This window comes from Trichococcus sp. (assembly GCF_049684335.1).
Classification (GTDB): Bacteria; Bacillota; Bacilli; order Lactobacillales; family Aerococcaceae; genus Trichococcus.
The window spans coordinates 1-26,082 of the sequence record NZ_JBAVFV010000034.1 but is presented as its reverse complement, the minus strand read 5'-3'; the positions used below and the strand labels follow the sequence as shown (position 1 = coordinate 26,082).

Sequence of the window (26,082 nt, the reverse complement as noted above, 5' to 3'; positions counted from 1 at the left end):
GTTAAGATAATACGAAAGGAGTCGGATTCTGCTTTTTATGTTGTTTAATTTTTATTGCTCTCTCAGCATGCTTTTGATCGGATCAAACGTCTTCCGGTGGATCGGCGTGATGCCATGACTATCCAATCCGGCTAAGTGCAGTTGGGTTCCATAACCGGCATTCTTCTCGAATCCGTAGTGCGGATATTGCAGAGCATACTCGCACATCAGGCGATCACGGTATACTTTCGCGACAATGCTGGCGGCAGCGATCGAGACGGATTTGGCATCGCCCTTGATGATCGATTGCTGTTCTACAGGCAACGGCAGCTTCATTGCGTCGATCAGCAGACTGTCCGGTTCTTGCTTCAGATTGGCGATCGCCTGCATCATCGCCAGTTTCGTGGCTTGATAAATATTCACGGCGTCGATCGTTTCTGGCGAAATCAATCCGATGCCGACGTCGGCAATGGCCATGATCTGATCGTAAAGTTGCTCCCTTTTTTTGGCTGAGAGTTGTTTTGAATCGTTGACCGGGAGGAAAGGGATGTCTGCCGGCAAAATGACTGCAGCAGCGACCACAGGACCGGCTAATGGGCCTCTGCCGACTTCATCGATCCCTGCGATGGCAAGACGTCCTTTCGCCTTCAACTCTTCTTCAAAGACCATCATCTGGACTTGCCGCTCTTTTAGGGCAATATCGAGTTGGTAATTGCGCTCCCAGGATTTGACTGCAGCTTGGACGCCTTTGCGGGAGTCGGCTCGGATTGCTTCCCAACGGTGATCATCCAATGACTCGATTCCCTGCAATTGCTCCTTGATGGCAGTGATGCTCACTGGTTTGTTCATTCCACTAAGCCCTCTTCAGCCTCCGCAGCCTTTACGGGAACTTGGTCCAGCGTATACGGTCCCAGTTTGCCGCCGCGGATGTCAAAAATGATTTTTTCGCTGGCTCGGCTGTAGTCTTCACCAAAACGCAGTTTCGTGGTCAATTCCATCAACAGGTCCGGAACGGCACCTTCATAGTCTTTTTCGTCTACCTTATAGAAATTCTGCAATCTGCCCGGATAATGCTGCATAAAATGACGCAACGCAAATAAAGCGACATCATCCTTATGGAAAACAGTATCCTTGATCGCTCCCGTCAGGGCAAGCTTTTGCCCGATCAGCTGATCCTCGAATTTAGGCCAGAGTATCCCTGGCGTGTCCAGCAATTCGAAATCGCCGCCGATTTTCAACCATTGTTGCCCTTTTGTAACGCCGGGGCGATTGCCGGTCTGCGCGCGGTTCTTTTGCATCAGCTTATTGATCAAGGTTGATTTTCCGACATTCGGGATACCAAGGATCATCAAGCGGATAGCACGGGGTTTGACGCCTTTATTGATCATCGCCTGCGTTTTGTGGGCCATCATCTCTTTCAGTTCTCTTTTGATGTTCTCTACATCTTTATTGTTCAGCGTCGACATCGAAACGGCCCGTTGCGCTTTCTTATCCTGTTTGAAGTATTCAACCCAGTCTTTTGTGGCTGTCTTATCCGCAAGATCGGCTTTGTTAAGGACAATCAATCGTGGTTTGTTTCCGATGATGTCATCGATCAAAGGGTTCCGGCTTGATACCGGGAGGCGCGCATCCAGCAACTCAATCACCAAATCGACCATTTTTAATTTTTCCAACGCTTCACGTTTCGCTTTTGCCATGTGGCCTGGAAACCATTGTATTAACATATTGACACTTCCTTTTCTAAGTAAATCCTTTTACTTCCATTCAAGACAAAACACAAGTGCAAAAACACTTGTGTGCGGTTGTCCTTTTATTCATCTGCACCATTATCATCGATGATCCCTATTTTGTTCAGCGGCCATAATCTTAAATCAGCGGTTCCTTCGATCTGTGCTGCCGGAATGAAGCCGAAAACACGGCTGTCTTTGGACACACTGCGGTTGTCCCCCAAGACGAAATACATATCTTCAGGCACAACGGAATACCCTGCAGTTGCATCCAAACTATAAAGGGTGAAATCAGACATCAATTGTTGATCGCTATCCTCTTTCAACGATTCCAGGTAGTGCTCCTCGATTTTTTTGCCGTTGATGTAAAGTTCATCCTGGAAATAAGTGATTTCGTCACCGGGTAGCCCGATGATGCGCTTCACATATTCTTCATCGGTCCCGTCAGGAGCAGGGAACACCACGATATCAAAACGATCGACTTCAGCCAATTTGTTCAGGATCAGCCGGTCTCCGGTCTCCAGTGTCGGCACCATCGAATCACCGACAACTTGGAACGGATAAAACAAATAAGTCCGGATGACAAGGAACAGCACAAAGGCGATTGCCACTGAAAGGATCAGATTCAGCGCTTCCCGCAAAAAACTGCCTCGGTTTTCTGGTTGGATTTCTTTCTTTTGATCGACCCCGAATCTTTCGTTCCTTGAAACAAAACCAGAGTTTTGGTCGTCATGATTTTTATTGCCAAATGACATCGAATCACCCTTTCTTATAAATCCAGCTGGTACTTAGTTTTCAATAAAGCCAAAATCCTCAAGCGGATAATACACAATCGCCGCTTTTCCGGCAATATCAGACTGCGCGACAAAGCCGAAGATCCGGCTATCCCTGCTGCGCACTCGGTTATCACCCAGCACAAAATAGCTGCCTTCCGGGACAGTCTCCCTTCCTGTCAAGGACAGCAAATCAAAATCCGAAGTGAAAACATCCATCCCCTGTTGCTTTTCTGTCCCCAGAAAAGACTCTTCGACGGGTTCGCCATTCAGGTAAAGTTGATCCTCGCTGTAAGCTACAGAATCGCCCGGCAATCCGATGACCCGCTTAATGAGCGTTTTCCCTTTTTCATTGCTGAAGATGATGATATCAAACCGGTCAATTTCCGAAAACGTCTCATATAAGAGATGGTTTCCTTGGGCCAAGGTGGGACTCATGGAATCACCTTCCACTTTCAGTGGGATGAATACAAAAAAACGGATGATGATCACCAATAGCATGGCAAAAATGATCGCCTTCATCCAATCCCAGATGCCATCCTGCATCTTTTTATCAACTTTCATCGGTATCAACCTTTTTGGTTATAGAATGTGCTAAAACAATACTCATAGTTTAGCACATTTTGCGCATAAAAAGAATCGTAACCGGTCCAAAGGCGAATATTACAAGCAACACAAAAAAGTTTGGCACTTCGTAAGAGCTGCCAAACCTTTCGGATTATTCGTTCCCAATCAATATATCTACAGCCTTATCGTACTGTGTATCGTTCTCCGTAAGGACTTCCCGCAATTGTTCGACTATCGCTAATGCAGTGTCACCCGTCACGATGCCGGTTGTTTCCAGCTCATTCGCAGCTTGGAATGACGCTACCTGCTCGACAGTATTTTCATCGTAATAACCGTCCGCTTCGACGGCGTAGCCGATAGCATTCAGCATCGCTTCGACATTCTTGACCTCTTCCGAGACAGTTCCTTCTTCATAGGTTGCTGTGGAATCGATGATCGTCAATGTGGCGTATTCAGGAAGTGCGACTTCGTAGTCGACTGCGATCCCTTTTTCATGGATCCAGTTGCCGTTCGGCGTCAGCCACTTCGCTATAGTCAATTTCAATTCGCTGCTTTCGGTCAAGGGATACACTGTCTGCACAGTGCCTTTGCCGAAGGTCGTTGTCCCGACCAATGGTATCTCGGAAGATTCCTGCAGTGCCCCCGCAACGATTTCCGAAGCGCTGGCGCTTCCTTCATCGACAAGAAGGACAGTTGGTTCGGTTATCTTGAAATCTCCGAACTCGCTTGCGCTGGCTACGATTTTATTTGGATCGGCATCTTTTTCTTGCGTCTGCATGATGACGTCTCCATCGTTAAGGAACATATTGCTGATTTTCAGAGCCTGGTCCAATAGGCCACCTGGATTCTGTCTGAAATCAAACACAAAGGATGTGGCTCCTTGTGTGCGCAGATCCGTTACAGCACTGACAATATCGTCATAGGTCGGTGTGGAGAAACTGGAGACATGGACGATGCCGATTTCTGGATGTTCTTCATCGAGTTCAAATGTCACCGTTTCGATCGGAATCGTATCCCTGACGATGTTCACTTTGAAAGTCTGATCACCGCGTACTATTTCCAGAACCACTTCACTGCCCTTTTCGCCCCGGATCAGAGCGACTGCTTCACTAGCTGTCAGGCCTTGCAATGCCTGACCATCCGCACTTAGGATGATGTCATTCGGCAATAGTCCAGCTTTTTCGGCTGGAGAGCCTTTGATCGGAGAAACAATGACGATTTGCTGATTCAAGGACATGATTTCAGCTCCGATGCCTTCGAATGAGGCGGAGATCGTCTCATCCAAGTTATCGCTCGCTTCTGTATTCAAGTATTGACTGTAGGGATCGCCGACTGCTTCCACCATGCCGCTCAAGGCGCCTTCGATCAGTTCTTCTTCATCGACACCTTCTACATAATTATTGAGCAGCGTCTGATAGACGGCTCCGATGCGGTCCGCTGCAGCTGAATCCAAGGTCGAACTGTTTGTACCTTGGATGATTTCTCCGGTCGATGGAAGGGTGACACTTCTCCCGATCCACGCATACGTTCCGCCGATTGCCGCAGCAGCGACGATAAGTAAGGAAAGGAAATAGAAGGAGAGTTTGACTCCGCGTTTTTTGCCGTTTTTTAGTTTATGCCCGTTATTGCCCATTCACACTACTCCTCTTTACGATTATAAGATAGATTCCAAAGCAACGAGCATCATGTCGTCGAACGTTGTTTCACGCTCTTCGGCAGTTGTTTCTTCCCCGGTCAGGATATGGTCGCTGATCGTCAATAAAGCCAACGCTTTCCGATTATATTTGGCGGCCAGCAGGTACATACCGGCAGCTTCCATTTCCACCGCCAGAACACCATAGTCAGCCAATTTCTGTTTGTCCAACTCTTCGTTGTAGAAGCGGTCCGAGGATAAAACATTGCCGACGTGGACGGATAATTTCCGTTCCTTAGCGACCATATAGGCATTGTGCATCAGTTCGAAGTTGCAGATCGGCGCAAAGTTGACTTGACCATTGAACGTATTGCTGACGACACTGGAATCTGTAGTCGCACCTTGGGCAATGACGATATCGCGCACATGGATATCCTTTTGGATTGCACCAGCTGAACCGACCCGGATCAGATTCTGCACATTGTACTCAGTGATCAGTTCGTTGGCGTAAATCATGATGGAGGGCAAGCCCATTCCTGTGCCTTGGACAGAGACGCGTTTGCCTTTGTATGTCCCGGTGTAACCAAACATGTTCCGGACCGAATTGTACTGCTCGACATCCTTCAGGTAAGTCTCCGCAATGTACTTCGCTCTTAATGGGTCGCCCGGCAACAAGACTGTATCCGCGATTTGCCCAGGTTTTGCTGCGATATGTGTACTCATTTCATTTCCTTCTTTCTTTATCTAATTTCTGTTCCTCTCAACGTATACCTCAAACAACTCATCAAAGACGGACATGAACTCTGTATACTCTCCGCTCAACTCCAGGTAATCGGCAAGTTCGTGGTAATCGGTCATTTGCTTCGGAAAACCGATATCTTCGGAAACCCGATTCGCGAATGCTGTTTTGTCGTCTTTTTTGTATGGGTCTCTGTACGTGAGAATGAAAAGGTAAAAAGATTGTCTCATAAATTAGGCCTCTTTCTATTCTATCAAATTTTCTGTTGGTATGGTTACTTCAAATGAATATTCTTTCGTCTCTTTATCGATGGAAAGTAAACGGATGGTACTTTCTTTCGGAAGGTCCATGCTGGCCAAATTCATCAGCACCGTTTCCGAGTCTGCATCCAAGTTGACGAATGCAGGCAGCGTCAAAAATTGAGCCAAAAGACTCAATGCTTCTTTTTCGGGCAAAGACAACCCGCCCAGGGAAATATCCGTCACCTTCATCTGCAGATTGCCGTCCGTTGTCGCATGCGGCTCCCCTGATAAAGCAAACGGGATCGAAAGACCCAACAGTACCGTTACACCTTTTAAAGTCACCACATCTGTTATTGTCACTGAATAGCCAGCCAAGCTCTCCTCAGATTTCATATATTCATTGGCGATGACCGCTAATTCGGTATTGCTCAAGGACAATCCGACCGAAAGTTGACCCTTCGGTTGCGCTGTGACTTCTGCCTCAGTTTCAGATTGCCCTGGTTGTTCCAATGTGATTTTCGAGAACAACCAAACTGCCGCAATGCCCAAGATGAGCGACAAGGTGAGGAATGCAATTTTCCATGGATTCGGGCTATTTTTTACACTTCTTTGCTGATTGGTTCCCATTCTATTTGCCCCTTTCAAAATGTTCCCGTGAAAGTTTCTGTCATTTTCAAGTGGGAGAGATACTGCGATTTTCTTAAATCTTACCATTTAATGTGCTATAATGCATTCAGAAGGACGTTGTTGGAGACTGTTTTTTTATTTGGCCAAAAAACAATTGCTGACAGGCAACAAGGAGGAATGAAAGTGACTACTTTTCCGCAAACAGAAGGCAGACGCAAAATCATCGTAAACGAAGTGTTGAATGCCATAACACATGGAATCGGAACCTTGCTAAGCATCGCAGGATGCGTCTTACTCATTTTGAAGGGGTCCCACTCAGGAAACGTTACAGAAGTCGTTGCTTATGCCATTTATGGTGCTTCGATGATTTTGCTTTTTCTATCGTCGACGCTCTATCACAGTTTCAGTATGACCCGGTTTCAAAAGATTTTCCGCTACATCGATCACGCAGCTATATATTTGTTGATTGCAGGGACGTATACGCCGTTTTGTTTGATTGCGGTCCGTAACGGCCAAAGCAGAGCCTTGTTCATTGCCGTTTGGGCTATCGCAATAATCGGCATTATCCTGAAGATCTTTTTCGTCGGAAAATTCAACGGGATTTCCACCCTCTTATACTTGGGTATGGGATGGATGGCGCTGTTCATCATTCAACCGATGTATCAGACACTCGGCCTGAACGGCATTGTGCTCATCGCATTAGGCGGTTTAAGTTACAGTTTGGGAACTATTTTTTACTCTAACAAAAAATATGGCTTTATGCATGTCATTTGGCACCTCTTTGTTTTGGCAGGCGCCGCCTTCATGTACTTCGGCATCTTATTGTACGTCTAAAAAAATCAAAAAAAAAACAAAAATCGGGCTGACTCTTTAATTTGGAGTCAGCCCTTTTTGCTTATTTCACCCGTTTGAATACTTTGAATTCATGTTCGTAGCGGTTTTTGTCATCGACAACACCTAAGGTTGACAAGGCTAATTCCCACTCATTCCAGTCTGTTGTCGGAAAATAAGTGTCCCCGTCAAAGTCGGCATGTATGACGGTTTGGTACAGGATATCCGCGAAAGGCAAGAACAGCTCAAAAATCTCGCTGCCACCGATGATGAAAAGCGTGTCCTCTGCATTATTCAGAGCCAATACCTCATCCACTTCATGGAGAACGGTAACCCCCGGATGCGAGTAATCGGTTTGCCTTGTGAGGATAATGTTCTCTCTTCTGGGCAGGGGGCGCGACCCCATCCCCTCGAATGTTTTTCTGCCCATCACGATTTTGTGGTTCAGTGTTTTTTCTTTGAAATACTTCAGATCATTCGGCAGGTGCCAAGGCAATGTTCCACCTTTTCCGATGATTCCGTTGTCGTCTTCAGCCCATAATAGTGCGATCATCTTATGTTTTGCCGCGCAGCCGAGCCAACGCCCGGACCGATCAGGACCCTAAATGGATTCTGATGGCGGCAACCCCCTTTTCCTCAGTGTGATGAAAATTTATACAGCGATCGGTGCTTTTATGCCCGGGTGGCTCTTGTAGCCTTCCAGGACGATATCTTCTTTTTCCATTTCAAAAATGGATTTCTCTGGATGCTTCAGCACCAGCTTTGGCAAAGCGAAAGGCTCCCTGGAAAGCTGCAGTTCGATCTGTTCGATATGATTCAGATAAAGATGGGCATCCCCGAATGTATGGATGAATTCCCCGACTTCAAGACCCGTTTCATTTGCAATCAAATGCGTCAACAAGGCGTAGCTGGCTATGTTGAATGGCACCCCCAAAAAGATATCCGCACTTCTTTGGTACAGTTGGCAGCTGAGCTTCCCATCCGTCACATAAAATTGAAACAGGGTATGGCAAGGCGGCAAGGCCATCGAAGGGACGTCTTCCGGATTCCAGGCCGAAACCATCAACCTTCTTGAATCAGGGTTCGTCTTGATCATTTCGATGACATCGCTGATCTGATCGATGAATTCGCCTTGCGTCGTTTTCCAGCGGCGCCATTGTGACCCATAAATATTGCCCAACTCGCCGTGTTTGGCTGCAAAGGCTTCATCCGTCAAAATCGCTTCCCGAAATTTGGCCATTTCGGCAGCATAGCTTTCTTTGAATCCGTCTTCTTTCAGGACCCGGCGGCCGAAGTCTTCCATATCCGGACCTGTGTAATCTGCTGATTTCACATAGCGCTCGAATGCCCACTCATCCCAAATGTGATTGTTGTTTTCCAGCAAGTATTTGATGTTTGTGTCACCCTTCAGGAACCATAGCAGTTCGCTTTTGATGAGGCCGAAAGCGACTTTCTTGGTCGTCAGGATCGGAAAGCCTTCTGACAGGTCAAAACGCATTTGATGGCCGAAGATGCTTTTCGTGCCGGTTCCGGTACGGTCGTGTTTCGTTGCGCCTGTTTCCAGGACAGTTCTTGCTAAATCCAAATATTGTTTTGTCATCTTTGTTCTCCTATGTACATTAATCTTTGGCGAATTGGCTGAGATATTCCCAGCGTTCCCATTTTCCAGCAAGCTCATCTTCCGCGTTGTCCAGTTCCTGTTGCAATTGGGTCAAATTTTCAAAGTTCGAAGCATTTTCGGCCATCGCGCTCTGCAATGTCTGCCCTTTTTCCTCAAGTGCGGCAATGTCATCCTCGATTGTTTCCCATTCCTTCTGTTCCAAGTAGGTCCATTTGGTCTTTTCCGTGACCGCATCCTGAGATGCGACAGCGGCTGCTTTTTTGTTTTGCTGTTTAGCGCTTTCGCTGTCCTTTTGACTGGACACCAGCAAATATTCGCTCATATCCCCAAAGAATACACCCGGTTTGCCTTCATCATTCAGGATCAACAGCTTGTCGGCCACTTTATCCAAGAAATAACGGTCATGCGAAACAGTGATTACGGCTCCGCCGAAGCTGTTCAAGTAATCCTCCAATACCGTCAGCGTATCGATATCCAAGTCGTTCGTCGGCTCATCCATTAGCAGCACATTCGGTTTTGTCATCAGCAACTTCAATAAGTACAGGCGACGTTTTTCCCCTCCGGATAACGAACTTATCAGGCTACCGTGCGTTTCGCGCGGGAAGAGGAAAGTTTCCAGCATCTCCTTGACGCTGACGATGATGCCGTCGCTTAATTTCACCTCTTCCGCGATTTCCTGCAGATAATTAATGACGCGCTTATCGTCAGGGAGCACTTCGGAAAGTTGTTTGTAATAGGCTATTTTGACAGTCTCTCCGATGATCAGATTCCCGCTAGCAATTTCTATTTCACCTGCCAGCATATTCAGTAAGGTTGTCTTGCCTGCCCCATTCTTGCCGACGATGCCGATGCGATCGTTCGACTGGAATATATAGGAAAAATCGTTAAGAACCTGTTTGTCTCCCGCAAAAAGCGAAATATGTTCCAGATTGAAGACGCGTTTGCCCAAACGGGAACCATCCAATTGGATTTCGAGTTTGGCATCGGTCGTGCTTTGTTGCGTGACCTTTTCCAAATCCTCAAAACGGTGGATGCGTGCCTGTTGCTTAGTCGTCCTCGCTTTGGCGCCCTTGCGCATCCATTGCAGTTCGCTCTTGTACAATTTCAGCTGCTTCTCGTCCATTTTTTGCTGGATGGCGTCACGTTCGCTCTTCTGAAACAAATAATCTTCGTAGTTTCCTGTGTAGACTTCCAATCCGCCGTTCTTCAGTTCGATGATTTTCGTGACGGCATTCTCCAGGAAGTAGCGGTCATGGGTCACTAAAAGGACAGAGCCTTTGTATTGGGCAAGATAGTTTTCCAGCCACGTGATCGAATCCATGTCAAGATGGTTGGTCGGTTCATCCAACAACAAAAGGTCCGGCGCTTGGATCAGCACCTGCGCCAAGCCGACGCGTTTCCGTTGTCCACCGGATAGCTCGCCTACTTTTTTCGTGATATCATCCAAACCTAACCTGCTCAAGATGGATTTGATCTGAACCTCCGTTTGCCAAGCATTTTGCGCATTCATGTCAGCTTCGGCCTTGCTGTATCGGTTCTGATAATCCGGATTCAGACTGTCGTTGACCAACAATTCCAAAGCTTCCTCGTAGGCGCGGACCGTCTTGATGATAGGTGCTTCGCCTTCATAGACCGCTTCAAAAACAGTCGATTCTTTGTTCAGTTGGGGTTCTTGCGCTAAGTAACCGACCCGATAATCGCTGGGCACATCCAGGTTGCCGGCATCCGGTGTTTCGATTCCCGCAATGATCTCCAGCAAGGAACTCTTACCGGTTCCGTTCTGACCAATCAGGCCGATATGTTCGCCTTCACGGATCGTGAAGGATATTTTATTGAAGAGTTTCTTCATCCCGTAGGATTTTTCTAACTCAATGGCGTTAAAGTCTTTCATATGTGGCATTCATCCTTTGTTTTCAATCCATGTCGTTTTATGTTCAGGGATCTTGATAGTCTCTTGACATTGTAACATATCCAGCTGGGCTGCGGGACATTGAAGGCCCAAAAATCAAGCCGTATTTCAGAAGCGCTTTTCGTCAAAAAAAATAGAGAGGTTTCCCACTCTATTTTTACGAGTTTTATGAAATTAGAACAATCCAGTAACGACTCCGTCTTCGGTGACGTCCATGCGCAAAGCTGCCGGTTCTTTCGGCAGACCCGGCATGGTCAGGATATCCCCCGTCAAGGCAACGACAAACCCGGCTCCGATTTTCGGAACAAAGGAACGGATGGTGATGTCGAAGTTTTCCGGACGGCCGATTGCTTTCTGGTCATCTGACAAGGAATATTGGGTTTTTGCCATACAGACCGGCAAACGATCCCAGCCATTCTTCTTATATTGACGCAATTGGTTTTTGGCTTCTTTGGAATAGATGACAGTTTTGCCGCCATAGATTTTGGTGACAATCGTCTCGATTTTTTCTTCGATGCTGCTCTCTTCCGCCACATATAGAGGAACGAAAGCCTTTGTGTTTTCGTCGATTGCTTTAACGACAGCATTCGCCAATAATTCTCCGCCTTCAGCACCTTTTGCCCACACTGCCGTCTGGATACAGTCGACATCCTGAGCCGCGCAAAGGCTGACGACTGCTTCGATTTCGGCCGCAGTGTCGTTCGTGAATTCATTAAGCGCCACAACGACAGGCACACCGTATTGTTGCATGTTCTCGATATGCTTCTGCAGATTAGCGAAGCCGGCTTTGACCGCTTCGACATTTTCGCCGCTGTTGAGGTCTTTAACCAACACGCCGCCGTGCATCTTCAACGAGCGCACCGTCGCCACGATCACGACTGCATCCGGGCTTTTGCCTAGTTGCGGTACTTTGATGTCCATGAACTTTTCAGCGCCTAAGTCGGCTCCGAAGCCGGCTTCCGTAATGACGTAATCGGCCAATTTCAAGGCCGTTTTGGTCGCCAACACGCTGTTGCAGCCGTGTGCGATATTGGCGAACGGTCCGCCATGCACAAATGCCGGTGTATGATACAACGTTTGGACGAGATTCGGCTCCAATGCATCCTTCATCAACAAGGTCAATGCGCCTTCCACTTTCAAGTCTCTGACAGTGACGGGTAAGCGATCAAACGTATAGCCGATAACAATATTTCCGATCCGGTTCTTCAGATCTGTCAACGAAGTCGATAAGCATAGGATCGCCATGATTTCGCTCGCTACAGTAATATCGAAGCCATCCTGGCGGGGAACACCTTGGATCGGTCCGCCCAACCCGATGACGATGTTGCGTAAAGCACGGTCATTGATATCCAATACACGCTTCCAAGTGATCCGACGTTGATCGATGTTCAAGGCATTGCCTTGTTGAATATGATTGTCGATCAAAGCTGATAAGGTGTTGTTCGTCGCCGTGATGGCATGCATATCGCCAGTGAAATGCAGGTTGATGTCTTGCATCGGTTGCACTTGCGCATAACCGCCGCCCGCCGCTCCGCCTTTGACGCCCATAGTCGGCCCTAGTGAAGGTTCGCGCATCGCGATCATCGCTTTCTTGCCGATGCGCGTCAGCGCATCGCCTAGTCCGACTGTTACGGTTGATTTGCCTTCGCCAGCCGGGGTAGGATTGATGGCAGTGACAAGGATCAATTTGCCGTCCGCCTCTTCACTCAAGGAATTGATTTTCTTGATGTCCACTTTTGCCTTGTATTTGCCGTACAATTTCAGATCATCTTCTGTAAGGGAAAGGGTTGCCGCTACTTCTTTGATCGGAAGCATCTCATTTGCTTGAGCTATCTCGATATCCGTCTTCAAAACCATCACTCCAAATTCTTCATGTTTACATACATTTTAGCACATAGACCAAGAGAAAGAACGTGTTTTATGGCCATTCCATTGATAAAACTGCTTACATTTACCGTAAATCAAAAAATCCAGTAAGGAATTCAAGACGAAATCCCTTTCTGGATTTGAGTTTATTGACGGATCAAGTGATCGAATGCACCCAAAGCGGCAGTCGCTCCAGCCCCCATCGAGATGATGATTTGTTTGTAAGCACTGTTTGTGCAATCTCCGGCAGCGAATACGCCTTCCAGATTGGTTGAACCATGGTTGTCGACGATGACTTCACCACGTTCATTCAACGCAACGCCGGAATCCTTCAACCAAGCCGTGTTCGGAACCAAGCCGATCTGAACGAAGACACCTTCAAGTGCGATGGTGTGCTCTTCATTCGTAGCGCGGTCCACGTAGGAGATGGCTTCCACTTGCTCGGTCCCGGTGATTGCTTTTGTTGCCACATTCGTTATGACTGTGACGTTCTTCAAAGCATGGACACGGTCCTGCAAAACTTGATCAGCTTTCAATTCCAGCAAGAACTCCAGCACGTATACGTGTTTCGCCAAACCGGCCAAATCAATCGCTGCTTCTATACCGGAATTGCCGCCGCCGATGACAGCGACGTCTTTACCTGCAAACAACGGACCATCGCAATGTGGACAGTTGGTGACGCCTTTTGTGCGGAACTCTTCTTCACCAGGGACGTTGACATTGCGCCAATGCGCGCCGACTGTAAGAATAGCGGTCTTGGCTTTGAGCACTGCACCGTTTTCCAGTTCGACTTCGATCAGGTCATTTTTGCGAATACTTTTCGCGCGTTGGCCTTTCATGATGTCGACCTTGTACTGATTCACATGTGCTTCCACTTGCGCCATCAGCTTCGGTCCTTCCGTGTAAGGCGTCCCGATCATGTTTTCGATTCCGACAGTGTCCATGACTTGTCCGCCGTAGATTTCGACGACCATGCCGGTGTTGATTCCTTTACGGGCAGCGTAGATGGCCGCGCTGTTGCCTGCGGGGCCTCCCCCTACCACAAGAACGTCGAAGATATCCTTATCGGAGAACTCATCCGCATTTGTAGGACCGGCGGCTTTATCGATCAATTGCTCGATCGTCATGCGGCCGCTGGCAAACTCTTCCCCATTGAGGAAAACAGTCGGAACAGCCATGATTTTCTTGGCTTCGATTTCATCCTTGAACATGCCGCCCTCGATCATAACGTGGGAGATTTTCGGGTTCAGCACGGACATGATGTTCAATGCCTGGACAACATCCGGGCAGTTATGACAAGTCAAGCTGACATAAGTCTCGAAATGGAGCTCTTTGTCGATCGCTTTAATGCGTTTGACGATGCTGTCATCCACTTTCGGAGCTCTTCCGCTTACCTGCAGCAAAGCCAGGATAAACGAAGTGAACTCATGGCCCAACGGAAGTCCAGCGAACGTAATGCCGCTTTCCGTTTCTGGACGTGTAATCGTAAAACTGGGCGTACGGGTCAAGGGTGCATTTTCGAAACTAATCTTCTCCGACATACCGGCAATTTCCTGCAAAAACTCACTGACTTTCCCGGAATTTTCATCCTCGCCCAGACTGGCTTTGAAAACAACATCCGATTCCAACAGTTCCAGATATTGGCCGAGTTGCCCTTTTATTTCTGTATCTAATGCCATGGGAAGCCTCCTTAAATTTTACCTACCAAGTCCAAGCTAGGTTTCAATGTTTCCGCGCCTTCTTTCCATTTCGCAGGGCAAACTTCGCCTGGATGGGTGCGGACATATTGACCTGCACGGATTTTGTCGATTAAACCACTTGCGTCACGGCCGATACCGTCAGCGTTGATTTCCACTGCCTGCACAATGCCGTCCGGATCGATGATGAACGTTCCGCGTTGAGCCAATCCTTCATCATCCAAAACATCAAATCCGATCGAAATCGCGTGCGATGGATCTCCAATCATGGTGTATTCGATTTTTCCGATAGCTGGTGAATGGTCGTGCCATGCTTTATGCGTGAAGTGTGTGTCCGTTGATACGGAATAAACTTCTACTCCCAATCCTTGCAAGGTTGGATATTGGTCCTGAAGATCTTCCAATTCAGTCGGACAAACGAAAGTGAAGTCCGCAGGGTAAAAACAGACGATGTTCCATTTTCCTTTCAGGTCTTCCGATGAAACTTCAATAAATTCACCTTTGTGATAAGCATTCGCTTTAAATTCCACTATTTCTTTTCCGATTAATGACATTTCAATTCCTCCAATTATAATAATTATTTTAGAATAATCCCTATCAATAACTATATAGAATCCGGCATTAACGGTCAAGTTTTAACACCTGATAACTATAATTATTTTCCCATTTTTGAAAACAGTGGATTTCACCTTCCGAAAACCTTTAGGAATATAGGGATTAGTGAGTCAAAAACCGGACTGTCCTTCAGAAGGATGTCCTTGATACTTTAATATGAGGAAAATACTTGTTTTAAAATCCCTGATAGTCAGCTGAGCAGAATACGTACCATTCTCAATTAGGTATTTCCATTCTCAATTGAAAAAGAACGCACCTGGATCATTATACATTCCAGGTGCGTTCTCTAATTGTATTTATTCCAAAGAATCTAAAGACTCCCTTTTGGGTTAATCCTCGTCCATCTTCAGAACGGCCATGAAGGCTTCTTGTGGAACCTCGACGGATCCGACTTGCTTCATACGCTTCTTACCTTCTTTTTGTTTATCCAGCAATTTACGTTTACGGGAAATATCCCCGCCGTAACATTTAGCCAGTACGTTTTTACGCAAAGCTTTGATGGTAGTTCGAGCTAGAATCTTGTTGCCGATCGTCGCTTGGATCGGAACTTCGAACTGTTGACGTGGAATCAATCCGCGTAGTTTTTCTGTAATTATTTTTCCGCGGGCATAGGCGAAATCGCGATGCACGATCAAACTCAAGGCATCGACAGCTTCCCCGTTCAAGAGGATATCCATCTTGACCAGTTTGCTTGGGCGGTAGCCGATCAATTCATAATCAAGCGAAGCGTAACCCTTCGTGCTTGATTTCAACCTGTCGAAGAAATCAAAGATGATTTCTGACAGGGGCATTTCATAGACGACATTGACGCGGAAATCATCCAAATAATCCATCGTAATGAAATTGCCGCGTTTCTTCTGGGCGATATCCATGACGGAACCGACATAATCATTCGGCACCATCATGCTTGCTTTGACATAAGGTTCTTCGATGCTTTCGATGGTTGTCGCATCGGGCATTTCCGAAGGGTTGTCGATTTCCAAAAATTCGCCATCGGTTTTGTTGACGCGGTAAATAACAGATGGAGCTGTCGTGATGATATCCAGATCGAATTCGCGCTCGATTCGTTCCTGGATAACGTCCATGTGCAGCATGCCCAAAAATCCTGTACGGAAACCGAATCCTAACGCTTGCGATGATTCTGCCTCGAACTGCAAGGAAGCATCGTTCAATTGCAGTTTTTCCAAAGCTTCACGCAAGTCATTGAAGTCCGAAGCATCCACAGGGTAAATGCCGCAGTACACCATCGGGTTCATTTTGCGGTAGCCGGCTAGGGCTTCGCTGGCGGGATTGTTTGCCAAGGTAACCGTATCACCGACCTGTGTATCTTGGATCGTTTTGATGCCGGCAGTCAAATAGCCGACATCCCCAACCATCAAAAAGTCGCGTTTGATCGGTTTCGGAGAGAAAATCCCTACTTCGATGACTTCATACTCTTTGCCGTTAGCCATGAATCTGATCATGTCGCCTGGGCGGACCACACCATTTTTGATCCGGATATTCAGTACGACTCCCCGGTATGGGTCATAGATCGAGTCAAAAACCAAGGCTTGCAAAGGTGCTTCCAAATCACCTTCCGGAGCCGGTATTTTTGCAACAATCTGTTCCAGCAGCTCAGGGATGCCTAAGCCGATTTTCGCGCTCGCCAAAACTGCATCGCTGGCATCGATCCCGATGACATCTTCAACCTCTGCCCTGACACGTTCAGGATCTGCGGCTGGCAAATCGATTTTGTTGATGACAGGCACGATTTCCAGGTTGTTGTCCAAAGCCAGATAAACGTTGGCAAGGGTTTGTGCTTCGACCCCTTGCGCCGCATCCACTACTAGAATAGCCCCTTCGCAGGCTGCCAAACTGCGGGATACTTCATACGTAAAGTCGACGTGTCCCGGTGTGTCGATCAGATGGAAGATGTAATCTTCTCCGTCATTGGCTCTGTAAGTCAATTCGACGGCGTTTAATTTTATGGTGATGCCTCGTTCTCTTTCGAGGTCCATGGAATCCAATAATTGTGCTTGCATATCACGATCGGCGACTGTATCAGTCATTTGGAGAATTCTATCCGCCAATGTGGATTTCCCATGGTCAATATGGGCAATGATGGAAAAATTTCTGATCCTTTTTTGTCGTTGCTTCATCTCTTCTAAGTTCATTATCGTTGCTCACTTTCTATAACGTCCATTCGTTCACTTGGAAATTATACCAATCTAAAGCATTTATGACAAGATGCCTCCTCAGATTAGCAAGCCTTTCTCACTTTTGTTTGGCTAATTAGCAAAAAAAAGAATCCGGAGGCTCCCCGCCGGATTCTTTCCCATTGAAACTTAAAAAGCATCAATGATATTTTGCAATGCTTGGATGGATTCATCAGGCAACGGCAAACTCGGATGGGCAGCATTGAATTCTTCCAAGAAATCTTCCCGCAACTGCATGCGTTTTCTCACCAACTTCGTATAGTCTTTGTCTTCAAAATCAGGATTGAACCCTTCCACCGGCAGATAGCTGAGATGCGGTGCAGCACCGAATGGCACGAATGAAGCTGTCCCTTCGACAATACTTTCGATGACGCCTAGAGACACTTCCTTCGGTATTTTTTTACCCATGAAAAATCCAGTATTGATGATGTAGCAGTCGACATCTTCGTGGGCCAACAATTCTTTGAATCCGGCATAATCCTCAACCAATGGATAGACCCGGAACGGATTTGCGAATGGTTCGATGACCAGTGTATCGGTCGACTCGCCTTTCTTCAACGTTTCCGCAGTCGTGCGTTTCGTAGCCAGCGTTGTGCCGAATGTTGCCGCCAAGACCGCATCGTCCACCTTAACCAAAGGCGGCAAAGCATCGTCCTTCATAATCCAGTAGACCGCATTGATCGGTTCTTCAAACTTATCCACGCGGTTCGGAGTGGAATAGCGTGATTTGACAGTCCGTCCGTTGCCGTTACGGATGTCTTCCGTGACCAGTACAATTTTGCCGTCATGATCCTTCGTCACGCCCACATTCTGGACAGTCACGAAATAGTTCTGTTCAGGATGATCGGCGGGATAATCCTGGGTTTTGTCGTAGTAGGAAGGTTCCAAAGCGATCGAGGAGCCATCCGTCAAATCGATCAGGAAAGCATCATCATGCAGCACTTTCACTTCATATTTGTTGTCGTGCTTCGAATGGGTCAAAGTCGATTTTCCTGAACCCGAAAGCCCGAAGAAGGAAGCGACATAGGAACCGCCATCATGCAGGCGGAAGTGTTTTTGGCCACCATGGCAAGCAACGTAGCCATTGCGATGACCCGTTCCCCAAGCAAGCGTCAGTGTGCCTTTTTTGAACTCACCGAAATATTGCATTCCGAGGATGCAAGCCACGTTTTTATCAGGCTCGAACACCGCCACTCCAAGCGGATAATCCGGATGGCGCCAGTCGGGATCGGTATAGATGTAGATATCGCCTTCGTTGTATGCTTTCGAATGAGCATACATTTCCTGATATTCCGGGTTGTCCCACTGGAAGTTCAATAGCCAGGAGTAAAGATTGTTTTCGTTCCCTTCAGGAAAGGCGATATGCGCCTTGATGATGAAATCTTTATCCAAACCTACATACCCTGTCGTTTTATAATAATGGCGCAGTCTGTTTTGATAAATGACATCCATGATGATGGCTTGAAGTTTTTCGTCCTCTTCCTTGTTCTCTCCGATGATCCGTTTGGCGCGGGCAGTACGGCCTATGATTCTGCCGCCGTTTTCGACAAGAACTTTGGCATCATCCGGCAATCCCAATTCTTTTGTATGGAGCACAGGCAGGTCGGTCACGACCACACCGTCAGCGTTCAATGCGAGTTCATAGGCTTCCGTCATGTCCGTGACTTCCTGCATGTTTTTGCCATAAAAAGCTGTTTCGACGGTTGTCCGGAATTTCGTAAGTAAAGGGTTGGTCTTCTTTAATTCGGATCTGTTGAATGATTCAATAGTAGCCATTTACGTCACCTCTTTTATTTGATACTTCCATTATAATCCTATTCCCACGAAATGTAACCCCTTTCATCATTGAATTAGCGAATATTTATTCTTTTTCTATAAAAAAAGTGTTTTTGACCTCATGTTAGTTACAATAACTCTAACAGAATAGTATAGGGACAAAAAAACGAACCGATGCGGTGTTGTTTCCAACGCATCGGTTCATTCGGCTTACTTACTTTTTATTTTTGAAGGCATCCTTTACTTTATCAAAAAAATTGGCGTCATCTTCCACCAGCGTATCGCCGCCTGCTGCTGCGAATGCGCGGATTGCCTCTCTTTGCTTCTCGCTAAGGTTCTTCGGTGTTACGACAGTCACTTTGACGTGCTGATCACCATTTCCGGTTCCACGCAAGCGTGGCGCCCCTTTGCCTTTCAAACGGAAATTCGTGCCCGTTTGTGTCCCGGCAGGAATCTTCAGCTTGACTTTGCCATGCACGGTTGGCACTTCAATCTCATCACCCAAAGCTGCCTGGGCGAAGCTGATCGGAAGCGTGTAATGGATCTCTGTCCCTTCGCGATCGAAAATATCGCTTGCTTCCACTTGGAAGACGACATAGAGATCACCATACGGGCCGCCATTGCTGCCGACTTCGCCTTGACCGTTCAAGCGCATCTGTTGTCCATCGTCGACACCTGGAGGGATTGTAACTGCCACAGAGTGATCCGTTTCGACATGCCCACGTCCGTAACAAGTAGTACATTTATCCGTGATTTCCTTGCCTGTCCCGCTGCAGACATCACAGACTGCTTGCGTCATTACGCGGCCGAAAGGTGTATTCCTTTCGACACCGACAGCTCCTGAACCATGACATTTCGAACACGTTTTCGGTTGCGTGCCCGGTTTTGCGCCGGAACCACTACAGGTTTTACATTCTTCATCACGTTTATAACGGATGGTTTCTTTCTTCCCGAAAATCGCTTCTTCAAATGTGAGATGGATACGGTACTGCAGATCAGAGCCTTGACGGGGGGCATTTGGATTTCTGCCACGACCGCCGCTGCCTCCGAAAAAGGAATCAAAGATATCTTCAAAACCGCCCGAGAAGCCGCCGAAGCCACCGCCACCATAACCGCCGCCTGCGCCAAAATTGGGATCGGTGCTGGCATGGCCGTATTGGTCATAGGCTGCGCGTTTGTTGCCGTCGCTCAAGACTTCATACGCTTCTGCAAGCTCCTTGAATTTGTCTTCTGCGCCCGCTTCTTTGTTGATATCCGGGTGGAACTTCTTGGAAAGTTTCCGGTAAGCTTTTTTTATCTCATCGTCTGTGGCATCCTTCGACACACCCAAGACATCGTAATAATCTCTTTTCGCCATTGTTTCGCCTCCATTGATTGGCTTCATCTGAACATTTTGTCTCTATACAGTGAGAGAAGCCAATGCAGTTATGCGTTGGCTTCCTCTCGTTAGAGTTGACTATTTGTCGTCTACTTCTTCAAAATCGGCATCAACGACACCGTCGTCAGTCGCTGACTCATGTGCGCCTTCTTGTTGTTGCGCTTGAGCAGCTTGCTCATAAAGTTTGACAGTCAGGTTTTGAACAAGCTCATTCAAAGCATCACGCTTCGTTTTCATTTGTTCCAAATCATTTGCTTCTACTGCTGCTTTCAGTTCGTCTCTAGCTTCTTCAGCCTTTTTCACTTCATCAGCGTCGACTTTTCCGTCTAGCTCTTTCAAAGTTTTGTCAGTCTGGAAGATCAATTGATCCACTTCGTTGCGCAGTTCAACTTCTTCTTTGCGCAATTTGTCTGCTTCAGCGTTCGCTTCTGCATCTTTCACCATTTTTTCGATTTCTTCGTCAGTCAGGCCGGAAGATGATTTGATGGTGATTGTTTGTTCTTTTTGAGTACCTAAGTCTTTAGCGCGAACATTGACGATACCATTTTTGTCGATATCAAATGATACTTCGATTTGCGGAACACCACGAGGTGCTGATGGAATATCCGTCAATTGGAAACGACCCAATGTTTTGTTGTCGTTTGCCATCGGACGCTCACCTTGCAGGACATGTACATCAACAGCTGGTTGGTTGTCCGCTGCAGTCGAGAATACTTGCGACTTGCTTGTCGGGATTGTCGTATTGCGATCGATCAATTTAGTGAACACGCCACCCATTGTTTCGATACCCAATGATAATGGTGTAACGTCCAATAATACGATGTCTTTTACGTCACCAGAGATGACTCCGCCTTGGATAGCAGCGCCCATTGCAACAACTTCATCCGGGTTAACGGATTTGTTCGGCTCTTTGCCTGCTTCTTTACGGACTGCTTCGATGACTGCAGGGATACGTGTTGAACCACCGACAAGGATGATTTCATCGATTTCGGAAGTGGATAGACCTGCATCTTTCAATGCTTGACGTACAGGACCTTTTGTACGTTCAACCAAGTCATAAGTGATTTCGTCGAATTTAGCGCGGGTAAGTGTCAATTCCATGTGCAACGGACCTGCATCGCCGGCAGTGATGAACGGCAAGCTGATTTGGGTTGAAGTTACGCCAGAAAGATCTTTTTTGGCTTTTTCAGCAGCGTCCTTCAGACGTTGTTTCGCCATTTTGTCGTTTGAAAGGTCGATTCCGTTTTCTTTCTTGAATTCTGCAACCAAGTAATCGATGATTTTGTTGTCGAAGTCATCTCCACCTAATTTGTTGTCGCCGGCTGTACTCAACACATCGAATACGCCATCGCCCAATTCAAGGATGGAAACGTCGAATGTTCCGCCACCCAAGTCGAATACAAGGATTTTTTCTTCTTTATCCGTTTTGTCCAAACCGTATGCCAAAGCTGCAGCAGTCGGCTCGTTGACGATACGCTCTACTTCCAGACCGGCAATTCTTCCGGCATCTTTAGTCGCTTGACGCTGCGCATCGTTGAAGTAAGCTGGAACTGTGATAACGGCTTTATCAACTTTTTCGCCTAGGTAGTCTTCTGCGTAGCCTTTCAGATACTGAAGGATCATCGCTGAAACTTCTTGTGGTGTGTAGCTTTTGCCTTCCACTTCCACTTTGTAGCCAGCATCGCCCATGTGGCGTTTGATCGAGCTGATTGTGTTCGGGTTTGTAACTGCTTGGCGTTTAGCGACCTCGCCCACTTGGATTTCGCCGTTTTTGAATGAAACGACAGATGGTGTCGTGCGATTTCCCTCTGGATTTGGGATGATTTTAGCTTCTCCGCCTTCTAATACAGCGACAGCTGAGTTTGTTGTTCCTAAGTCAATACCGATAATTTTGCTCATGATGTTATTCCCCTCTATATGAAATTTTTTGTGTTTATCAATAAAACTATTCTGCCACAATAACCATTGCGGGTCTTAAAACGCGGTCTTTCAAGGTGTAGCCTTTTTGGACTACCGCGACGACTGTATCAGACGCTTGACCTTCAGCAGCCGGCTGCATTTGAATGGATTGATGGAAATTTGGATCGAAAGGCTGGTCGATCGGATTGATCTGTGAAATCCCCTCTTTGGAGAAAGCTTCCGTGAATAGGTTCATGACCATTTCCAAACCTTTTTTCAGGTTCAATGATTTTTCATCTTCCACTTCAATCGCTAATGCACGCTCCAGACTGTCCATCACCGGCAACAATTCCTGCGCTAAAGACTGGGAACGGAATTTCGCCGCATCCTGTCTTTCTTTTGCGTTGCGCTTCTGGATATTGGCAAGTTCAGCCTGCAGGCGCAACAAGCGGTCTTCCGTTTCGGACAAGGTTGCTTTCAAGGTTTCAACCTCACTTGCTTCCGTAACCGTCTCTTGACCTTCAACAACCGTTGTATCAACGGTCGCTTGTTCCTGGTCCACTAATTCTTCGTTATTGTCCACTTCAAAATCTCCTTTGTCATGCTTATTTGTTCAGATCATTCAAGCTATCAGAAAGTTCGTAACGCATAAATTTCATGATACTGATCATTTTTTGATAAGGCATATTGGTTGGCCCCAGTAATGCAATCAGGCCCTTACCGTTGCCGGCCGTGTCATAAGTAGCCGTAATCAGGCTAAAATTATGAAGCAGCTCATTGTTCAATTCCGTTCCGATCTTGACGCCGACGCCATCATTGGGGTTTGAAAAAAGCGCATGGATGTCTGGAGACCCATTCAGCATGTTTAAAATGGCTTTGACTTTATTCTTGTCCATCGTCGCATCCAAATGGTTCAGAAGATTCATGCTGCCTCCTACATGAAAGCGGTCATGCTCCAACTTCGCAACGATATCATTGAAGATCGCTGTGAAATCGATTTTTGCATCGACGTACTTCCGGATAATCACCGGAATGTCCGTTTGCAGCTTGATGAATACTTCCTGCAGGGTGCGGCCTACCAGTTCCTGATTGAAGATGTTAACGATTTTTTCTATCTCAGAGGCTGAGAAGCCCGGCGGCGAAACAGAAAAAATTTGATTTTCCACATGCCCTTTATCAGTCACCAATATGGCCATCACATGCCCTTCATTGAGTGAAACCAATCGGAACCCAGTCAATCGGCTGTCCTTTGTTTCAGGCCCGATTGCCAAAGCGGTGTAGTTCGTCAAAAAAGACAGCATTTCAGCTGATTTTTCGACGACCTGCTGCACTTCCCGGTAAGGATTCTGAAAACCATGCTTGATCGTCTGTTTGACGTCGTCAGCGACTTCTTCACTTTCTTTGCCCAATAGTTGATCGACATAGTAACGGTAGCCTTGGATGGACGGTATTCTGCCGGATGAAGAATGCATTTTTTCCAGGAAGCCCAATTCTTCGATCCGCATCATTTCGTTACGGATGGTGGCGGAACTCAAGGACAAAGCAGATTCCTTAAGAAGCGTCTTCGAACCGATTGGCTCCTCGAATTCGATGTAATGCCTAACAATTAAATCCAAAATTAGCAACTGTCTTTCTGTTAACAAGAGTTTCACCTCACTTTAGCACTTGACCACAATGAGTGCTAACCATAAATAAATTTATCACGGGTGACAGGCTTTGTCAACGGAATACAATCATTTTTCATAACATTCTTGGCACCCCACTGGCATCGAACGCATTTCACATCAAGAAAGAGCGGAATACTTCGTTGCCGAGGAAAACACCTCTTTGGGTCAATCGGATCCTGTCGCCATCGACCAGAAGCAGGCCGCCCGCAACCAAATCGGAAACGACGACAGCATACTGATCTAACAGCGGGGTTTTGAATTTCTCGGCAAAATGTTTTTGGCTGACGCCTACCATCGTGCGCAGCCCCAGAATCATTTCTTCTTCCATCTGTTCATTTTTCGACAACTGCTGTTGACGGATGATCGGCAAGCTATTTTCGCGCAAAGGCGCCAGATACTGCTGGATCGGCCCATGATTGTGGTAACGGATCCCATCGATATAGCCATGCGCTCCAGCCCCAAAACCGAAATAGGATTCATTTTTCCAATAGGTGAGATTGTGTTGGGATTCATAACCCGGCAACGCAAAGTTGGAGATTTCGTATTGATTCCTTCGGCTTTTTGACATCGTCTCGATAGCCAAGGCATACATATCTGCCTCTGTGTCCTCGGAAGGCAACGGCAGTTTCCCCTGACGCATCAAGTTGTAGAAAACCGTCTTGTTCTCGAGGATCAAAGCGTAGATAGAGTAATGCGGCAAATCCAATTCCAAGGCTTTTTTCAGACTATCTTCAAAATCGGCCATCGTTTGGTTCGGCAGGCGGAAGATCAAATCGATTGTCATGTTTTCGAATCCGGCTCTGCGGGCATCGGCCACAGAAGTGTATACCTGCTCGGCCGTGTGGATGCGGCCGATTTTTTTCAGGATATCGTTATTAAACGATTGGACCCCCATGCTCAAACGGTTTACCCCATAATCACGCATGATTTTGAGCTTCTCGAAAGAAATACTTTCCGGATTGGCTTCCATCGTGAACTCGGCGCCTTTCGGCAAGGAATAGGTGCTGCGAATCCCGTTCAACAGCTTCTCCAGCTGGCGCTCGTTCAGAGTCGTTGGTGTGCCGCCGCCGATATAGAACGTGCTGATCTCTTCTTGAGGATGAAGCTGCTTCGATAACTGCATCTCCTTGATCAAAGCATCCACGTATTCGTCAACCGGCTGGCCTTCCAAGAACACCTTATTGAAATCACAATAGAAGCAGATGTGTTCGCAAAAGGGGATGTGCAAATAAGCCGCTGCCATTTAGAGAGTCACCTCGTTCAATGGGTGATCCTGAAAATAGGCGATCGTATCCGCTTCATCACTTTTAAGCTGCGCGATCAGTTGGTCGACGCCGGAAAATTTGATCTCGCTGCGGATAAAATGGTGCCATCTGACGGTTACGTCCTCGCCGTAAATCATTTTGTCGAAGTCCAGTATATATACTTCCACGGTTTTGTCGCGTCCAGCTTCAAAAGTGATGTTGTGCCCTATCGAAGCCGTGCCGCGATGCCAGATTCCGTTCACTCTGATGCTTACGATGTAAACGCCATTCCTTGGCAAGCGTGTGTGTTTTTCGGTTTGGATATTAGCAGTCGGGAAACCCAGTAGCCTGCCTCGTGCATCGCCATGAATGACCGTGCCGTCGATCTGATAGATATAGCCTAAATAAGCATTCGCTTTTTCCATGTTTCCTTCGGCTAATGCTTCCCGGATGTGCGTGGAACTGATTTTTTCGGCTTCGTCCTTCAATTCGGCAACTTCGATGACTTCGAAGCGACCTTTGGCATAGTTCACTAATTGTTTCATATTCGCAATTTCTCTAGGTCCATAGGTATAATCGAAGCCGGCAACGACTGCCACAGCATGCAGACCGCTGATGTATTGGTCGACAAATTCCTGCGGTCTTAATGAGGCAAACGCAGATGTGAATGAGATGACGAAGAAATAATCAACGCCTAAGCTCTCGAATATTTCGGCTTTGCGGTTGACGGTCGACAAATATTGCATCGTTTCCGGATTCATCTTCTGGAAAACGATGCTTGGGTGATGATTGAAGCTCATGACGGCAAGTTTGAGGTTCTTCTTTTCGGCAACTTCCTTTGCTCGTTTGATTACTTCTTGATGTCCTCTATGGACGCCGTCAAAGTATCCCAATGCCAATACCACTTGCTCGTCAGGTATCAGTTTCTGGTTATAGGGATGATGTATGTGCATTATTTCCATTGTTAAAGCAACTCCTTGCTGTTTATGATAGGAACATTTTTCTGGGTTTGATGAGACCGCTTTTGCTCGGATGCGGTTCGTACATCGCCACGATTTTGTTTTGATAGGTAAATAAAACAGGCGCATCCATTGTTT

Annotated in this window: 23 protein-coding genes; 1 reads left to right on the top strand and 22 read right to left on the bottom strand. The window is 46.9% G+C overall.

What is annotated here, in order from left to right; translation table 11 throughout:
- Window positions 1-51: 51 nt before the first annotated feature.
- From WBM30_RS06195 to WBM30_RS06160, 8 genes are all read right to left on the bottom strand, one after another.
- Window positions 52-828 carry a ribonuclease HII gene (locus tag WBM30_RS06195; RefSeq protein ID WP_424899877.1) on the bottom strand — a complete coding sequence of 259 codons (777 nt, stop codon included), beginning with the start codon at window positions 826-828 and terminating at the stop codon, window positions 52-54.
- Window positions 825-1,703 carry a ribosome biogenesis GTPase YlqF gene (gene ylqF / locus WBM30_RS06190; RefSeq protein ID WP_424899876.1) on the bottom strand — a complete coding sequence of 293 codons (879 nt, stop codon included), beginning with the start codon at window positions 1,701-1,703 and terminating at the stop codon, window positions 825-827. Before ylqF ends, WBM30_RS06195 begins: the two co-directional genes overlap by 4 nt.
- 86 nt (window positions 1,704-1,789) lie before the next feature.
- Window positions 1,790-2,461, bottom strand: coding sequence for a signal peptidase I (gene lepB, locus WBM30_RS06185; RefSeq protein ID WP_424899875.1), 672 nt, complete (start codon window positions 2,459-2,461; stop codon window positions 1,790-1,792).
- A gap of 33 nt (window positions 2,462-2,494) precedes the next feature.
- On the bottom strand, window positions 2,495-3,043 hold the full coding sequence (gene lepB / locus WBM30_RS06180) for a signal peptidase I (RefSeq protein WP_424899874.1): 549 nt from the start codon (window positions 3,041-3,043) through the stop codon (window positions 2,495-2,497).
- Between the two features lie 154 nt (window positions 3,044-3,197).
- Window positions 3,198-4,679, bottom strand: a complete 1,482-nt coding sequence (locus WBM30_RS06175; RefSeq protein ID WP_424899873.1) for a S41 family peptidase — start codon at window positions 4,677-4,679, stop codon at window positions 3,198-3,200.
- A gap of 21 nt (window positions 4,680-4,700) precedes the next feature.
- The gene (gene deoD / locus WBM30_RS06170; RefSeq protein ID WP_424899872.1) at window positions 4,701-5,402 is read right to left on the bottom strand and encodes a purine-nucleoside phosphorylase; all 702 of its coding nucleotides are present in this window, start codon (window positions 5,400-5,402) and stop codon (window positions 4,701-4,703) included.
- A gap of 21 nt (window positions 5,403-5,423) precedes the next feature.
- Entirely contained in the window at window positions 5,424-5,648 is a 225-nt protein-coding gene (locus WBM30_RS06165; protein WP_424899871.1) for a YozE family protein, read from the bottom strand.
- Window positions 5,649-5,663: 15 nt separating this feature from the next.
- Window positions 5,664-6,287: a YpmS family protein gene (locus WBM30_RS06160; RefSeq protein WP_424899870.1), complete on the bottom strand. Its 624-nt coding sequence runs from the start codon at window positions 6,285-6,287 to the stop codon at window positions 5,664-5,666.
- A gap of 183 nt (window positions 6,288-6,470) precedes the next feature.
- On the opposite strand from WBM30_RS06160, the gene trhA reads away from it, so the two are divergent.
- On the top strand, window positions 6,471-7,121 hold the full coding sequence (gene trhA / locus WBM30_RS06155; RefSeq protein ID WP_424899869.1) for a PAQR family membrane homeostasis protein TrhA: 651 nt from the start codon (window positions 6,471-6,473) through the stop codon (window positions 7,119-7,121).
- Between the two features lie 61 nt (window positions 7,122-7,182).
- Here the strand turns inward: trhA and WBM30_RS06150 are convergent, their stop codons facing one another.
- The 14 genes from WBM30_RS06150 to ribF all read right to left on the bottom strand — a co-directional run bounded on the left by WBM30_RS06150 (window position 7,183) and on the right by ribF (window position 25,947).
- Window positions 7,183-7,671 carry a dihydrofolate reductase gene (locus WBM30_RS06150; RefSeq protein ID WP_424899868.1) on the bottom strand — a complete coding sequence of 163 codons (489 nt, stop codon included), beginning with the start codon at window positions 7,669-7,671 and terminating at the stop codon, window positions 7,183-7,185.
- Between the two features lie 99 nt (window positions 7,672-7,770).
- Entirely contained in the window at window positions 7,771-8,718 is a 948-nt protein-coding gene (locus tag WBM30_RS06145) for a thymidylate synthase (protein ID WP_424899867.1), read from the bottom strand.
- Window positions 8,719-8,737: 19 nt separating this feature from the next.
- Window positions 8,738-10,630, bottom strand: coding sequence for an ABC-F family ATP-binding cassette domain-containing protein (locus WBM30_RS06140; protein ID WP_424899866.1), 1,893 nt, complete (start codon window positions 10,628-10,630; stop codon window positions 8,738-8,740).
- A gap of 192 nt (window positions 10,631-10,822) precedes the next feature.
- A complete protein-coding gene (locus WBM30_RS06135; RefSeq protein ID WP_424899865.1) occupies window positions 10,823-12,499 on the bottom strand; it encodes a formate--tetrahydrofolate ligase in 1,677 nt (558 codons plus the stop codon).
- Window positions 12,500-12,660: 161 nt separating this feature from the next.
- Entirely contained in the window at window positions 12,661-14,193 is a 1,533-nt protein-coding gene (ahpF, locus tag WBM30_RS06130; RefSeq protein WP_424899864.1) for an alkyl hydroperoxide reductase subunit F, read from the bottom strand.
- 11 nt (window positions 14,194-14,204) lie between these two features.
- Complete coding sequence (ahpC, locus tag WBM30_RS06125) at window positions 14,205-14,765, bottom strand: alkyl hydroperoxide reductase subunit C (protein WP_424899863.1); 561 nt, start codon at window positions 14,763-14,765, stop codon at window positions 14,205-14,207.
- A 390-nt stretch (window positions 14,766-15,155) separates the two neighbouring features.
- Complete coding sequence (lepA, locus tag WBM30_RS06120; RefSeq protein WP_424899862.1) at window positions 15,156-16,979, bottom strand: translation elongation factor 4; 1,824 nt, start codon at window positions 16,977-16,979, stop codon at window positions 15,156-15,158.
- A 171-nt stretch (window positions 16,980-17,150) separates the two neighbouring features.
- Window positions 17,151-18,797, bottom strand: a complete 1,647-nt coding sequence (locus tag WBM30_RS06115; protein WP_424899861.1) for a phosphoenolpyruvate carboxykinase (ATP) — start codon at window positions 18,795-18,797, stop codon at window positions 17,151-17,153.
- A gap of 214 nt (window positions 18,798-19,011) precedes the next feature.
- Window positions 19,012-20,154 (bottom strand): molecular chaperone DnaJ, encoded by a 1,143-nt coding sequence (dnaJ, locus tag WBM30_RS06110; protein WP_424899860.1) that lies wholly within the window; start codon window positions 20,152-20,154, stop codon window positions 19,012-19,014.
- A gap of 99 nt (window positions 20,155-20,253) precedes the next feature.
- Window positions 20,254-22,074, bottom strand: a complete 1,821-nt coding sequence (gene dnaK / locus WBM30_RS06105; protein ID WP_424899858.1) for a molecular chaperone DnaK — start codon at window positions 22,072-22,074, stop codon at window positions 20,254-20,256.
- A gap of 46 nt (window positions 22,075-22,120) precedes the next feature.
- Window positions 22,121-22,657: a nucleotide exchange factor GrpE gene (gene grpE, locus WBM30_RS06100; protein WP_424899857.1), complete on the bottom strand. Its 537-nt coding sequence runs from the start codon at window positions 22,655-22,657 to the stop codon at window positions 22,121-22,123.
- A gap of 22 nt (window positions 22,658-22,679) precedes the next feature.
- Complete coding sequence (hrcA, locus tag WBM30_RS06095) at window positions 22,680-23,717, bottom strand: heat-inducible transcriptional repressor HrcA (protein ID WP_424899856.1); 1,038 nt, start codon at window positions 23,715-23,717, stop codon at window positions 22,680-22,682.
- A 136-nt stretch (window positions 23,718-23,853) separates the two neighbouring features.
- Window positions 23,854-24,984 (bottom strand): radical SAM family heme chaperone HemW, encoded by a 1,131-nt coding sequence (gene hemW / locus WBM30_RS06090; RefSeq protein WP_424899855.1) that lies wholly within the window; start codon window positions 24,982-24,984, stop codon window positions 23,854-23,856.
- Window positions 24,985-25,947 carry a riboflavin biosynthesis protein RibF gene (ribF, locus tag WBM30_RS06085; protein WP_424899854.1) on the bottom strand — a complete coding sequence of 321 codons (963 nt, stop codon included), beginning with the start codon at window positions 25,945-25,947 and terminating at the stop codon, window positions 24,985-24,987. It lies immediately after the preceding gene.
- Window positions 25,948-26,082: the final 135 nt, after the last annotated feature.